Annotated in this window: 16 protein-coding genes and 1 pseudogene; 6 read left to right on the forward strand and 11 right to left on the reverse strand. The window is 38.0% G+C overall.

Translation table 11 applies throughout. From position 1 onward, the window contains the following. Positions 1–7: 7 nt before the first annotated feature. The 5 genes from arsC to MKY27_RS08230 form a co-directional block, all read right to left on the reverse strand. Positions 8–433, reverse strand: coding sequence for an arsenate reductase (thioredoxin) (gene arsC, locus MKY27_RS08210; protein ID WP_339199366.1), 426 nt, complete (start codon positions 431–433; stop codon positions 8–10). 18 nt (positions 434–451) lie between these two features. Beyond that, positions 452–1,747 (reverse strand): arsenic transporter, encoded by a 1,296-nt coding sequence (locus tag MKY27_RS08215; RefSeq protein WP_339199368.1) that lies wholly within the window; start codon positions 1,745–1,747, stop codon positions 452–454. 3 nt (positions 1,748–1,750) lie between these two features. Then, a complete protein-coding gene (locus tag MKY27_RS08220) occupies positions 1,751–2,065 on the reverse strand; it encodes a metalloregulator ArsR/SmtB family transcription factor (RefSeq protein ID WP_339199371.1) in 315 nt (104 codons plus the stop codon). Positions 2,066–2,244: 179 nt separating this feature from the next. Then, positions 2,245–4,392, reverse strand: a complete 2,148-nt coding sequence (locus MKY27_RS08225; RefSeq protein ID WP_251690014.1) for a heavy metal translocating P-type ATPase — start codon at positions 4,390–4,392, stop codon at positions 2,245–2,247. 16 nt (positions 4,393–4,408) lie between these two features. Then, positions 4,409–4,777, reverse strand: coding sequence for a metalloregulator ArsR/SmtB family transcription factor (locus MKY27_RS08230; RefSeq protein ID WP_339199373.1), 369 nt, complete (start codon positions 4,775–4,777; stop codon positions 4,409–4,411). 209 nt (positions 4,778–4,986) lie between these two features. Here MKY27_RS08230 and MKY27_RS08235 point away from each other — a divergent pair, with 209 nt between their 5' ends. The 4 genes and pseudogenes from MKY27_RS08235 to MKY27_RS08250 all read left to right on the forward strand — a co-directional run. Next, positions 4,987–5,196: a spore coat protein gene (locus MKY27_RS08235; RefSeq protein WP_079526732.1), complete on the forward strand. Its 210-nt coding sequence runs from the start codon at positions 4,987–4,989 to the stop codon at positions 5,194–5,196. Between the two features lie 12 nt (positions 5,197–5,208). Then, entirely contained in the window at positions 5,209–5,571 is a 363-nt protein-coding gene (locus MKY27_RS08240; RefSeq protein ID WP_079526734.1) for a spore coat protein, read from the forward strand. A 21-nt stretch (positions 5,572–5,592) separates the two neighbouring features. Beyond that, complete coding sequence (locus tag MKY27_RS08245) at positions 5,593–6,729, forward strand: zinc-dependent alcohol dehydrogenase (RefSeq protein ID WP_339199376.1); 1,137 nt, start codon at positions 5,593–5,595, stop codon at positions 6,727–6,729. Between the two features lie 108 nt (positions 6,730–6,837). Further along, a pseudogene (locus MKY27_RS08250) lies at positions 6,838–7,044 on the forward strand (Ltp family lipoprotein); the annotation flags it as partial. Between the two features lie 40 nt (positions 7,045–7,084). On the opposite strand, the gene MKY27_RS08255 reads toward MKY27_RS08250, so the two are convergent. From MKY27_RS08255 to MKY27_RS08270, 4 genes are all read right to left on the reverse strand, one after another. After that, positions 7,085–7,726, reverse strand: a complete 642-nt coding sequence (locus MKY27_RS08255) for an alpha/beta family hydrolase (protein WP_339199379.1) — start codon at positions 7,724–7,726, stop codon at positions 7,085–7,087. A 21-nt stretch (positions 7,727–7,747) separates the two neighbouring features. Further along, a complete protein-coding gene (locus MKY27_RS08260) occupies positions 7,748–8,548 on the reverse strand; it encodes a protein phosphatase 2C domain-containing protein (RefSeq protein WP_339199381.1) in 801 nt (266 codons plus the stop codon). A gap of 83 nt (positions 8,549–8,631) precedes the next feature. Beyond that, positions 8,632–9,171 (reverse strand): ATP-dependent exonuclease, encoded by a 540-nt coding sequence (locus tag MKY27_RS08265; RefSeq protein ID WP_339199384.1) that lies wholly within the window; start codon positions 9,169–9,171, stop codon positions 8,632–8,634. Positions 9,172–9,312: 141 nt separating this feature from the next. After that, a complete protein-coding gene (locus MKY27_RS08270) occupies positions 9,313–9,687 on the reverse strand; it encodes an rRNA methyltransferase (RefSeq protein WP_339199387.1) in 375 nt (124 codons plus the stop codon). 499 nt (positions 9,688–10,186) lie between these two features. Between MKY27_RS08270 and MKY27_RS08275 the strand changes: the two genes are divergently transcribed. Beyond that, a complete protein-coding gene (locus tag MKY27_RS08275) occupies positions 10,187–11,560 on the forward strand; it encodes a nucleoside-diphosphate sugar epimerase (RefSeq protein WP_339199389.1) in 1,374 nt (457 codons plus the stop codon). A gap of 111 nt (positions 11,561–11,671) precedes the next feature. Here MKY27_RS08275 and MKY27_RS08280 read toward each other — a convergent pair whose 3' ends face one another. Both MKY27_RS08280 and MKY27_RS08285 read right to left on the reverse strand, forming a co-directional pair. Then, the gene (locus MKY27_RS08280; protein WP_339199391.1) at positions 11,672–11,839 is read right to left on the reverse strand and encodes a hypothetical protein; all 168 of its coding nucleotides are present in this window, start codon (positions 11,837–11,839) and stop codon (positions 11,672–11,674) included. After that, positions 11,832–11,993, reverse strand: a complete 162-nt coding sequence (locus MKY27_RS08285; protein WP_339176453.1) for a transcriptional regulator — start codon at positions 11,991–11,993, stop codon at positions 11,832–11,834. The genes MKY27_RS08280 and MKY27_RS08285 overlap by 8 nt, the downstream gene beginning before the upstream one ends. Before the next feature lie 199 nt (positions 11,994–12,192). Between MKY27_RS08285 and MKY27_RS08290 the strand changes: the two genes are divergently transcribed. Continuing rightward, positions 12,193–13,446, forward strand: a complete 1,254-nt coding sequence (locus MKY27_RS08290) for a mechanosensitive ion channel domain-containing protein (protein ID WP_339199394.1) — start codon at positions 12,193–12,195, stop codon at positions 13,444–13,446. Positions 13,447–13,454 lie beyond the last annotated feature (8 nt).

The following is a 13,454-nucleotide window of genomic DNA, read 5'->3' on the forward strand; positions in this document are numbered from 1 at the left end:
CAAACATTTATTTTTTTAATTCTTCATTTACGAACTGCTCAATACGCGTACCGATTGCATCACGTACTTGCTGGAACACTGCCCATTTCTCTTCCTCTGTACCTGTTGCTTTTGCTGGATCTTCGAAACCCCAATGCTCACGACGTACGCCTGGAGGGGTCATTGGACACTTATCTGCTGCATCCCCACAAAGTGTTACAACTAATGTTGCTTTATTTAAAATATCCGGGTTAATTAAATCTGAAGTGTGGTGAGAAATATCGATACCTACTTCATTCATTGCCTTGATCGCATTTGGATTGACACCATGTGTTTCAATACCTGCTGAATACACTTCCCAATCTCCCGGTAATAATTTTTGTGCCCATCCATCCGCCATTTGCGAACGGCAAGAGTTTCCTGTACATAAGAAATAAAGTGTATTTTTTGTCATTTGTATAAACTCCCTTTATTAAAAAATTAGTAATGTAATATAAAGTCCGATTAACGTAAAGATTAAGATCGGTACTGTTAACACAATCCCCGTTTTAAAATACGTACCCCAAGAGATTTTCACACCTTTTTGAGACAATACATATAACCAAACCAGTGTCGCGAGTGATCCGATTGGCGTTATTTTTGGTCCTAAGTCTGACCCGATAACGTTAGCATAAATTAATGCTTCACGTAACGTACCATCTGTCGTCGTTTCAGCAATTGCCAATGCATTGACCATAACAGTTGGCATATTGTTCATGACAGATGATAGAAAAGCCGCGATAAAGCCCATGCCAACTGTCGCTGCGAACAATCCTTGCTCTGCTGTCCATTCGATTACACTAGCTAAAGCGGGCGTTAATCCTGCATTGCCTAGTCCGTATACAACAACGTACATTCCAATTGAGAAAAATACGATATTCCAAGGTGCCCCTTTCACAACGGCTTTAGTGTCAACAACTGCACTTTGTCTTGCCATGATTAAAAAGAAAGTCGCGACAAAACCCGCAACAAGCGATACCGGTACACCGATAAACTCACTAGAGAAATACCCAACAACTAAAATTGCAAGCACAATCCATGAAAGCTTAAACATTTTCATATCTTTAATCGCATGGCGTGGTTCCTTTAACATCGATTCATTATATTCACGTGGAATTGACTTGTTAAAGTAAATCAGTAGTACAACAATTGTTGCTACCAGCGAGAATAAGTTCGGAATGACCATACGCGAAGCATACTCCACAAACCCTATATTAAAGAAGTCTGCTGATACGATGTTGACTAAGTTACTCACGACAAACGGTAAGCTCGTTGTATCAGCAATAAAGCCACTCGCCATAATAAACGGGAAAATCATCTTTTCGCTGAACTGTAAATTACGCACCATCGCTAACACAATCGGCGTTAATATCAGTGCGGCCCCGTCATTTGCAAATAATGCAGCAACAACTGCACCGAGCAAACTGACATACACAAACATTTTGATCCCATTGCCTTTTGCAGCCCGTGCCATATGTAGTGCCGCCCATTCGAACAAACCAATTTCATCTAATACTAGGGAAATTAATATAATCGCAATAAAAGATAATGTGGCATTCCACGTAATATCAATTACTGCTCCGACATCGTTAAAATCAACAACACCAACAAGTAATGCAACGATCGCTCCAGCCATTGCCGACCAGCCAATATTGAGTCCCTTTGGCTGCCAGATGACAAAAATCAGTGTGATGATAAAAATGAGTGCCGCAATAACAAACATATTCAATTTTTAGCCCTCCACACATTCACAGTTAATTTTACATTCACATGTCACATCATCATTAATTGAAGCAAGTATATTTTGCATTAACGAAGTTTGATTTTCTTGAATACGATAATGTTTCCACGTACCCACCTTACGTTCTGTAATAATGCCTGCTTCTTTTAGCTTACGTAAATGCTGACTCACTGCGGGTTGTGAAATATTAAGGACGTCCGTAAAATCACATACGCATACTTCACCCTTTTTCAGGCAGGCTAAAATGCGTAAACGATTGGCGTCCGCTACAGCCTTTAACTGTTTTTCCAATAAATCGAGCTCCATCATATCCCTCCATAGCTATATAATAATATACTTATATTATGACTAAAAAGTAAATCACTATATAATAATATGCTTATATTATGTTAGAAACATTATTTTTGCAACCATAATATTTAATTTACTGTTAGATTCTAAAATTAAAAATGAAAAGGGCTTCCATATTCCGGAAGCCCTTTTCATTATTCTTTTACTCTTATAAGCCGTAAACTATTTAGCGATACCAAAAGTGTGGCTCCCATATCTGAAAGTATGGCAATCCACAATGTTAACCAGCCGGGTATTACTAAAAGTAGTGCAAGGAATTTAATACCTACCGCAAAAGCAATGTTAACCTTAATAACATTTAATGCTTTTCGGCTTAACTTTACAGTGAATGGGAGTTTTTTTAAATCATCGCCCATTAAGGCAACATCAGCAGTTTCTAATGCTGTATCGGTACCAGCACCACCCATCGCAATACCTACTGTAGAAGCTGCTAACGCAGGTGCATCGTTTACACCGTCGCCTACCATCGCTACATTGCCATACTCAGCTCTTAATTTTTTTATAAAACTCAATTTATCTTCAGGCATTAAGTCGGCTTGTATTTCTGATACCCCAACATAGTCACCTATTGCCCTAGCAGTTCCTTTATTATCACCCGTAAGCATGATTGTTTTTTGAACGCCAAGTTGATGCAATTTATTAATTACCTCTTTGCTTGATTCACGGACTTCATCAGCAACAGCAATAATTGCAAGTATTAATTTTTCAGTTCCAATTACCATCACAGTTTTACCTTGATTTTGAAATTCGGTTACATCCTGTTCTAGATTGTGACTGAAATTTATCGAGTCCATCTCCTTAAATAGTTGGGGACTACCAATATAATAAGTTATTCCCTTAATTGTACCCTTAACGCCTTTCCCTGTAATTGAAGTAAAGTCTTCTACTACAACACCCGTAAAAGAAATTGAATCATTTTCTGCTTTTTTAACAATTGCCGATGCAAGGGGGTGTTGGGAACGATTTTCAAGCGCCGCAATCACTGCAAGTAAATCTTCTTCATTTATATTATTTTCAGTCATTTTATAATCTGTAACAACGGGAATACCTTTTGTTAAAGTCCCTGTCTTATCAAATGCGATTGCTTTTAAAGCGCCCATTTCTTCTAAATAAACGCCACCTTTAATAAGGACCCCCTTATTAGCTGCATTTCCGATTGCCGAAACAATAGAAATAGGTGTAGAAATGACGAGTGCACATGGACAACCAACTACTAAAACGGATAATCCTTGATAAACCCAAATTTCCCAACTACCATCAAAGAAAAGAGGTGGCACTACTGCAACTAAACCTGCGATCAGCATAATAATGGGTGTATAATACTTTGCAAATTTATCTACGAATGCCTGTGAAGGTGCTCGTTCAGCTTGTGCTTCCTCAACTAATTCAATAATTTTTGAAATGGTTGTATCTTCGACTAATTTTGTTATTTTAACTTCAAGTAAACCTTCTTCATTTAATGTACCTGCAAATACTTCATCATCTACTGATTTACCGACAGGAACTGATTCACCCGTAATAGCGGCCTGGTTTACAGAAGAATAACCGTTTACGACAACACCATCCATCGCAATTTTTTGACCAGGTTTTACAATCATGATGTCCCCGACTGTGGTTTCTTCTACATGAAGCATTAATTCTTGACCATTTCTTCTAACGAGGGCCTCTTTTGGAGCGATATCCATTAATGAGCGAATTGATTGTCTTGCTTTATCCATTGAATAGCGCTCAAGTGCTTCGCTGATCGCAAAGAGAATCACAACAATCGATGCTTCTGCCCATTCACCGATGAACGCTGCACCAATTACAGCAACTGTCATTAAAGTTTTCATATCAAAATCTAGACGACGCAAGTTTTGGAAACCGACTTTAAAAAGAGAGTATCCGCCAATAACAATTGATGTGATAAACAATAACGAAGTGATGAGATTATCTTCCCCGTTTATAAACTGTGAAAGATAGCCAAAGACAATAAATAACCCGGCATACATTAAAGTACTGTGCTTTTTATAAAAAGGTACTTTTACCTCTGTAAGTCGATTATTTCCATTCGTATAATTGCCTTCTTCGCGAACAGGCTTATCAGGAATCACTTTCAGATTCTCAAAAGCACCTGCTTTTTCTAATTCCTCGATTGTCGCATCCCCATACACGCTAATTTTCGAAGCGCCAAAATTCACCTTTGCTTCCTGAACCCCAGTTAGTTCTTTTACATTGCGCTCAAACTTCCCTGCACAGTTTGCACAGGAAAAACCCTCAACTCTAAATACCTTTTTATCCATTAATGAATCCGTTGAATTATTCAACTTGAACACCTGCCTTTTGATGGGCAAATGCTATTTCAATGAGTTGTTTTACATGATCGTCATCCAATGAATAATAAACTAATTTCCCTTCTTTACGGTATTTAGCTATTCCGAGATTTTTAAGTAGTCTTAAATGATGTGAAGCTGTAGCTGTAGTTGCTCCTACAATATTGGCAACGTCACAAACACACAGTTCATTTTGTGACAATGCATAAGCAATTTTAATTCTTGTATCATCTGATAAGGCTTTGAAAATTTTGGCTACTTCTATTGGGTTTTCCATAGATAATTTCTTTTGAATCCAGACGACATTGTCCTCATTTATACACGTGATTTCACACACATCATTTGCTTTCTGCAAAGTATTCACCTCTATATTCTAATATACGTTTGATTGTATATATTAGGTTATGCTTCTTCATCTAAATAGTCAAATGAATATTTGAATGAAGTATCGATGTTATTCGACAATAGAATAAATTGCATTATCCTTGATTTAAAGGCAAATTTGTATAAAGAGATTTACTCCAGGGTAAACTTTTTAAAGAAAAATCTGGAAGTGCGTTTAACGTGTTAGAGAAAAAATTAGCTCTTCATGAAACAATGGAATTTCATGAAGTTATAAACTTTATGACAACTAGTTTACTTAAATCGAAGTTAAGTCAAGGTGTTGTCTTTGATGATGATTTAAGGGCTTTATTAGATAAAAATGTGAAATTATCTACCCCAGCACTTGCCGCAATGGTTAAGCTCTACTCTAAATCGGAACTGGTATATTAGGAGGTCAAATTTATGGAAGACTATTTAGATCCAATCAATTCAATCGGAATGCCTGAACTAACGGATTCGGGAGTTGCGCTTGAGTTTTTGCTTACAACAAAGACGGGAATTCGAAATCTTTCAATCGCCTTAACCGAAACAGCTTCCCCAGCACTGCAAAAAATCATGAGAACGCAACTGAATGTCATGATTGATCTGTATTTTGAGATTTCAGAGCTCATGATGAAAAAAGAATGGCTGAAGCCTTATCATTTGGAAGGTCAAAAGGAATTGGATATTAAATCCGCGGAAAATGCGATAAGTATTGCACAGTTGGATTTATTTCCTAAGAGCATGAATCGTAAAGGCATGTTCCCTACCCCACCAAAAAAGTAAATGGAAAAGAGGAATTTTTAATTGAAAGCTGTTACTTTTCAAGGCATTAAAAATGTTGAGGTCAAGGAAGTAAAAGACCCAAAAATAAAAAAAGCCGATGATCTTATTATCCGTCTAACGACAACAGCTATTTGCGGATCTGATTTGCATTTGATGCATGGAATGATACCAAATATAGGACAAGATTATGTCGTTGGCCATGAACCGATGGGAATTGTTGAAGAAGTCGGCAAGGATGTGACGAAAGTCAAAAAGGGTGACCGGGTTGTCATTCAGTTTAATATTGCATGTGGTCAATGCTGGTACTGCAATCATGAGCTCGAAAGTCAATGCGATAATGCGAATGACAATGGTGAAATGGGTGCCTACTTCGGTTATTCAGACACAACAGGTGGTTTTCCTGGAGGCCAGGCAGAGTATATGCGTGTTCCCTATGGCAATTTCCTCCCTTTTAAAATTCCGGAAAAGTCTGAAGTTCCCGATGAAAGTCTCGTTCTCCTCGCCGATGCTGCAACGACTGCTTTTTGGAGTGTAGAGAACGCTGGTGTGAAAAAAGGTGATACGGTTGTCATCCTTGGCTGCGGACCTGTTGGGCTATTGGCGCAAAAATTTACATGGCTAAAAGGTGCGGAAAGAGTCATCGCTGTAGATTATATCGGTTATCGTCTCAAACACGCGAAAAAGACAAATAAAGTCGAAATTGTTAATTTTGAAGACCATGAAAATTGCGGTGAATATTTAAAAGAAATTACAAAAGGCGGCGCGGACGTTGTAATTGATTGTGTCGGGATGAGCGGAAAAATGACGCCTCTAGAATTTCTGGCAAGTGGTATAAAACTGCAGAGTGGTGCAATGGGAGCGATCGTCACAGCAAGCCAAGCAGTACGTAAAGGAGGAACTATCCAAATTACGGGTGTTTACGGTGGCCGGTACAACGCTTTCCCCCTTGGTGACATCTTCCAACGCAATGTAGCGATACGCACGGGACAAGCCCCTGTTGTGCACCTCATGCCGCATGTCTATAACTTAATTGCTGATGGCAAAGTGAATGCAGGTGATATTATTACCCATGTCCTCCCTCTTGAAAAAGCAAAGTATGGGTATGAAATATTCGATGCGAAACAAGAAGGTTGTATTAAAGTTGTTTTAAAACCTTAACTATATTGGTGCGGTACTTTTGTGGCTTCTTACAAAAGTGCCTTTTTTATTGTAGTAGTATTCTTTACTGCATCTCCAAATCAAATGGATAAACTGCAGTAACTCCCCTTTGGAGAAGGTTTCCCTAAAGAAGCCGCGCAATATGCAATCGATAACCTGGAGTTTGACTGGAAAGCAAATGCATTAGATAAAGCAAAATCATACGCTGAAACAATGGCGATGTCTGACGCTGCTATATATGATCAATTGATTTCCGAATACGGTGAAAAATTTACGGCTGAAGAAGCTCAGTACGCAATTGATAACTTAGAATAAAATGAAAACCTTCCATCGAACTGGTGGAAGGTTTTTTTCGTTAAAATGCATCGATTGCCTTGATAACTATTTTTAACAGATCAACGGACTGTACCGGATCGCTCTTATACTGCAAACTGTGATCCGCTCCTTCGAGTAGTCTTGTTACGAGCTTTGGATTCTGGGCGAATTGACGATATCTTTCCGCATTATAGTGCGTGTCATCATCCCCAATAAAACATAAACTTTCGTTACGACTCTGTAGCATCGATTGAAAAACATCATCCCGATTAAGAAGCGGTGTTAACCATACTGCTTTTGCGTTATAAAAGATTTCCCTATTAATCAGTGACGCCATGGCAATCGTACCTAGAGACTTCCCGACAACATAATAGTCATCATACGAATTCTCTTCTAGCACTTTATCAATAACAGCACCTACATCATGGTGAATCGCTTCGACAAGCTCATCCATAGTGAAATGATCGTAAAACTTATCGTTATACGTATAATTCACCTGCAGCACATCGATCGATTTATGTAAAAACACACCCGTTGAATAATGAAAAAGCGGTGCTTGCGCAGTATAGCCGGCTCCAGGAAGCAAAATCGCCAGTTTCGAAGCATTTTCATTGGTACTTAAAATAGTATAGTGAATATCCTTTTCTTTATAACCTGTAATAGAATTGGTCTCTTTAAACATATACATAGCCCCTTTAAATGATTATTTATTGCTCGGCTCCGTTGCATATTCATCGATCTCAACAGCCCATGAAACAATCGTTGTACTGTCCCGTACTCCCTTTGCCTCAATCTCCTTTAGTAGCTGACCTACAGCATCGTGTGAAGACTGGGAATGAGTAAATACTTGCAGAATGTCCCTCGGGTTATCAAATGAAGTATGGGGACATTCCGTTAGTCCGTCCGTCGTCATAAAAAGCTGATTTAATCCTTTTCGCAATTCTCTGCGCCCCGTACTGTAACAAGGCACATCCAATTCGAACGTATTAACATTCCCGATCCATTCATAGAAATTTCTTTGGTTTAGCTGATATTGCTGCATTTCAGCCAGTTCAGGGTGAAACATGTGAAGAATACAGTCTCCAACCGAAAACCACCAAATATATTTGTCTTTCCTTAATACAATCAGACAAGCCGTTTCCCCCTGCACTTCCCGACAACGGGCTAAAAAGAGCGGATCTTGAAAAATATGGAGAATGTAATGATCCAATTCCTGAAAAGCAACGGAAAGCGGTTTGTTAAAAATTGAAGTGAGGTTATGCTCTTCGTTTAAAATAGTTTCCACAACAAGTTCGGCACTTTCCGCACTGTTATGGGCATCCAAAATCATGACAAATTCCCAGTTTTGTTCTTCATTCACCCAAACGAGACAACCATCTTCGTTTTTATATTGCCCTGCTGAAGTATTGCCACCAAACCTTCCAATGACTATGTTCTTGAATTGCAAAGTATCCGGTAAATCTACAAAATGTGTTTCGCTCCCTATCCAGCTGAATTTGAACATTTCTACTAACCTCCTTAACCGCGCAAACAGAAATAAAAGAAAAGCTTAGCCCCTTACGAAACTAAGCTTTTCATCTTATAAAGCTATTTCTTTTCATACTCATCAAATTTAATCTTTTTCTTACTCGTCATGAGGTAAATATAACTCGTTGCCATCGTTTTATCCTCCTGAACAATTAGCTCATTCCCCGATTTATCGATAAATTTATAATTCCCTAATGCATTCGGCACATATTCTAATGCAACCCGGTCAATCGAATCCCATTGCATTTTCTGAGAGCCGATCAGCTGTCGTTTAAACACTTCCTGTTCATTAATCGCTGTGTAGGTACTAGTGGAACCGTATAGCGTCACCAACCCTCCGATAAGGAGCACTAAACTAAGCGCATATGTCGCGATTTGGCGTTTCCAGCAAAGCACTGCAAAGGCTACAGCTAATATAAAAAACCCCGCCATAATCAGTTTTACATTTGTGCGAAACGAATAAATATAAAAATAAGAGCGATCGGTCAAAAATAAATCCGGAACAGTCATCGGTACAAATATGGCGAACAACGGTGAAATAATAATACAAGTAACCGCCATTACACCAAAAATCAGCCTCGGTGAATAGTTTTTAAACATGGCCGTTCTCATCCCTTCTTAAAAAACCTCTATACTATAAATCTAATGGAAAATGAAAATAATTTCAATAATATGGAAAAATAAATATAGAGAGAATGAAAAAAAGCAATCGGTTTCCCAATTGCTTCATCGTTTTTCTTATTAAACTTCTACACGGTAACGCCAATTTGCGTGTTTAACATCCTCATAATTGATGTATGCAACACTTGCTTCAATGACATCGTTTAAGTTCAGGTTATGGTCTTTTGCAAATTCCTTCAGGTTATCCAGTAATTCCTTATCGCATGTCGTCCGAAATTCGATGCGGTCTTTAGGCCGGTTTTTTTTATCGTAAACGATTGTACCCGATTCAATTAAATTACTGTATCCATTTTCCAGTAAATAACCGATATGTGTATCATATTTTTTGGCAAGCTGTTTTAAACTGTTAATAATTGCCGCGCTCATACGCGTTTTGTACCGGATTCTTGATTCGTCCGTTGTTTGAATCAGTTTCCCGTTATGTATCTTCCACATTGTCATTCTCCTATCAGCAATTCATTACGTATATTATAGCCATTATTGCCAAAAATAAAACACTCCTTATGGCATAAGGAGTGAAAGGCGTAAAGCTGCGGTCGGTATTGCGTATTCAGTTGTAATGTTTCGTACGTTAGTTTAACATCTTATAAAACGTTTGAGCTGAAATTTTCAATAGTATATCTCAATTCGTGTATGCATTTCGCTCGCCTAACTTTAGTTGGCATCTTTCGAAAATCTTCGTTAAAGCATTTTGTTCATTAATTGCCTAAAATAAACTGTGAATGTTGCTTGATAAACGCATACAACGAAGCTAATAGAAATCATCATATAAACTATCTAAACTAGTGGTTAACTTACATCTACTCTTCAGTGACCGCAACTTTACTTACAAGTAATATACCACCTTAAACTACCCTTAAACCTATTTTGAGAACTTTTTTTTCGGAATTTTTATGATTCGAGTATATAATAGTAGGAACGGAGGTGTCTTAGCATGCTAAAAATTAAAAAAATCGAGTTTATGAAAGTTCTGTATGATGACGCATTAGCGCAGAACATCTTTTCAATCGCGAATATTACGTTTTCAAATAGAAGTCCGATACAAGGAGCCCTCCTCTACTGGCAGCAAAATGAATCAAAGGAACCTTATACAAAAGAAGGCGACTACAAGTTTTTCTATGACTTGGCAAAAGCGCAATATTTTGCAGCGGTAAAGTTCCCTAAAGACTGTGACTTAACACAGGATGAACGCCAGGAACTCGCCTATTTATTATTGGAAGAGCGCGGCGCAATCGGAACATACAGTTTTGTTTCGACGAAGCCAAAAGCCACTTTCCAATTAAATAAGGCCTTTCAGGAAATTTCGTTCCCTGCCCATTTTTCAGTAGATGATTTTAACGAGCTTTCCATTGTGAAACAGCTGGAATCGAATGACGAAACCGTTTACGAGCAGCTACCATATGACCGCGTATTTTTAGAAGCTTATAGAAACTGGTGCCATCAGGCTGTTCAGTTGCATCCATCTCGCTTAACGGCTTATTTTCAATACTTGCCGTTTGCGTATGTGAGCTATGCCAATACGCTTTTATCGGAACAGTTTTTAATCGATTATTTGCCTGACGTGGATCTGGAAGCACTCCAATATAACAAGCCGGTACTTGCCCGGTTGTCGATGTCATTTAAACGTTATTTAGTCACAACGTTAATGGCAAATAAAATGCGTCTGAATCCGGACTTTGTCGATCAGCTGGATGATTTCATTGAAAGCAATGTCTTTTATAACTCATTTGAGCTTATCTATTTACCGGAAGCCGATGAAATTCCTGATATGGATCTGCAGCTTTTCGAATATGACCGTGGTTCGTATAAATGGGCCGGCAGTGAGCATTTAGTGAAAGGAATTCCGTCACTGGTCAGTCAGAAGTATAACCGCTATGGGGACCGTCGATTAACAAATGCCGAAATGGATAAAAAGTTTAAAGCGTACAGTGATGAACAAAAGCAGTTATTCACAGCCATTGCGGAGCTGCATTGGTTGAATCGATACAAAAATGAGCTGGATTGGTCTTATATTTGTCAATACAATGTGCATTTGACGGAACAATTTTTAACAGCACATATCCATTATGTCGATTTCAATGCGCTTGGCCAAAATACGGATATTGCTGTCAATGCGGAATTTTTATCAACCTATTTACACCGGTTTAACCATCAAAAAGCGGTTCCGTTAATTATTTCCCATTTAACAGAGCAGTTTTATTTAACACATAAAGATGAAATTAAAGTCGACCTCGATTTGCTCTATAAATATATGGACAATATCGATGAGGAAGAGTTTTTACGAATTGAAAGTTATTTGCTTGATTAATAAAGGGCTGCTTTGTAACTCGATTACAAAGCGGCCTTTTTGCTGTATAAAGGATTAAGCAATAAAAAAATCAACCTACAACGGATTCGTAGATTGATTTAATACAGTAAATTAAGTTGTAATTTCATAAACACCTCGATACAGCATGGCGTAGTTAGCACATATGTGGGACATTTCCATCGTCAGATCCGGCTGGATATAATGAATGTTCACAAGTTCGATGGAATGAACCGGCATAACATCCTTATAATAAACGGTTTCGGTTTGAGGACTAACCATTTCGTCTCATCTCCTGTTCCATTGCATAATCGTTATAGGAAAGTAATTGCTGATAAGAAAGCTGATTAACATAATACCGGAAATTCACCGGCTGTAATCCAAATTGTTCACACTTCTCTACATACATTTGATACCCTTTTTCGAAATAACTCATTGTTCTTCTCTCCTTTGTTATATAACAGTTTTTATTTGTAAATTAAATATATAACAGTTTATGATTGCTGTCAATAAATTATCTGAATTTTTGTACTAGTATTATACATTTTCGATAAAGGTTTTTATGGGAAATCCGCAGTAGACAATCATTTCATCTTATCGACATCTTTGTTACCATAGGAGTCGGGAGGAATTACATGAATCTTATTTACAAAAAACTTATCGAATTTGGATTAAGTCCATTATTTGCTGAATATCTTTCAGTGGCGCTTATGATTATTTTTATTGTAATCATTTGCTTAATCGCAAATTTCATCACGAAAAAGATCGTCATCCGATTTATTACACATGTTGTGAATAACAATAAATATCAGTGGGATAACATTCTGTTGGAAAAGAAAGTGTTCCATAAGTTATCTCATATTGTGCCGGCGATCATTATTTATTATTTTGCGGAAGCCTTTACGTACCAAGCCCTTATCGAAAAAGGAGCTGTTACGTATATCATAATAGTTGTATTAAGCCTAATAGGCAGTTTATTAAATGCTGTTCATGATATTTATCAAACATTTGAGATTTCAAAAGTACAACCGATTAAAGGCTATATTCAAGTCGTGAAAATAATTGTCTATGTTCTCGGGATTATCCTGGTCATCGCAAACTTAATCGGAGAAAATCCGCTGATCATTCTAAGTGGACTGGGTGCCTTGTCCGCTGTACTACTGCTCGTTTTTAAAGATTCCTTATTAGGTCTTGTCGCTGGGATCCAATTAACATCAAATGATATGGTGCGTGTAGGTGATTGGATTGAAATGCCGAAATACGGCGCGGACGGTGATGTCATTGATCTTTCATTAAATACCGTGAAAGTTCAAAACTTTGATAAAACCATTACGACCATTCCTAGTTATGCTTTGATTTCGGATTCCTTTAAAAACTGGAGAGGGATGCAGGTTACTGGTGGCAGACGGATCAAACGCTCGATTTTTATTGATACAACAAGTATCGCGTTTTGTTCGGAGGAAAAGATCGAGCAGTTGCGAAACATCCATTATCTTACGGACTATATTGATACGAGACAACGTGAAATTGCCGAGTACAATAGTAAACATCGTATTGATACAAGCAACCAGGTGAACGGCAGAGCGTTGACAAATGTCGGGCTGTTCCGGACATATATCAGCAACTATTTAAAAAACCATCCGGGAATCCACAAAGACATGACAACGATGGTGAGACAATTGGCGCCAAGTGAACACGGGCTGCCACTAGAAATTTACACATTTACAAACGATATTAACTGGGCGGTGTATGAGTCGATTCAATCGGATATTTTCGATCATCTCTTTGCGATCGCATCCGAGTTTGACTTGAGACTATTCCAAAACCCAACCGGCAATGATTTTAAAACAATGAGTTCCTTACAGAATATAACTCAAAGCGAATCATAATAAAAACA

Origin of the sequence: Solibacillus sp. FSL R5-0449 (genome assembly GCF_037975215.1) — a bacterium.
GTDB lineage: Bacteria > Bacillota > Bacilli > Bacillales_A > Planococcaceae > Solibacillus.

Coding starts and splice junctions, on each gene's coding strand:
- MKY27_RS08270 (WP_339199387.1), bottom strand. CDS start 9,687: ATGTGGAAGATACATAACGGGAAACTGATTCAAACAACGGACGAATCA.
- arsC (WP_339199366.1), bottom strand. CDS start 433: ATGACAAAAAATACACTTTATTTCTTATGTACAGGAAACTCTTGCCGT.
- MKY27_RS08225 (WP_251690014.1), bottom strand. CDS start 4,392: ATGGATAAAAAGGTATTTAGAGTTGAGGGTTTTTCCTGTGCAAACTGT.
- MKY27_RS08265 (WP_339199384.1), bottom strand. CDS start 9,171: ATGTTTAAAAACTATTCACCGAGGCTGATTTTTGGTGTAATGGCGGTT.
- MKY27_RS08285 (WP_339176453.1), bottom strand. CDS start 11,993: ATGAGTTATTTCGAAAAAGGGTATCAAATGTATGTAGAGAAGTGTGAA.
- MKY27_RS08240 (WP_079526734.1), top strand. CDS start 5,209: ATGGAAGACTATTTAGATCCAATCAATTCAATCGGAATGCCTGAACTA.
- MKY27_RS08260 (WP_339199381.1), bottom strand. CDS start 8,548: ATGTTCAAATTCAGCTGGATAGGGAGCGAAACACATTTTGTAGATTTA.
- MKY27_RS08280 (WP_339199391.1), bottom strand. CDS start 11,839: ATGGTTAGTCCTCAAACCGAAACCGTTTATTATAAGGATGTTATGCCG.
- MKY27_RS08275 (WP_339199389.1), top strand. CDS start 10,187: ATGCTAAAAATTAAAAAAATCGAGTTTATGAAAGTTCTGTATGATGAC.
- MKY27_RS08290 (WP_339199394.1), top strand. CDS start 12,193: ATGAATCTTATTTACAAAAAACTTATCGAATTTGGATTAAGTCCATTA.
- MKY27_RS08255 (WP_339199379.1), bottom strand. CDS start 7,726: ATGTTTAAAGAGACCAATTCTATTACAGGTTATAAAGAAAAGGATATT.
- MKY27_RS08220 (WP_339199371.1), bottom strand. CDS start 2,065: ATGGAGCTCGATTTATTGGAAAAACAGTTAAAGGCTGTAGCGGACGCC.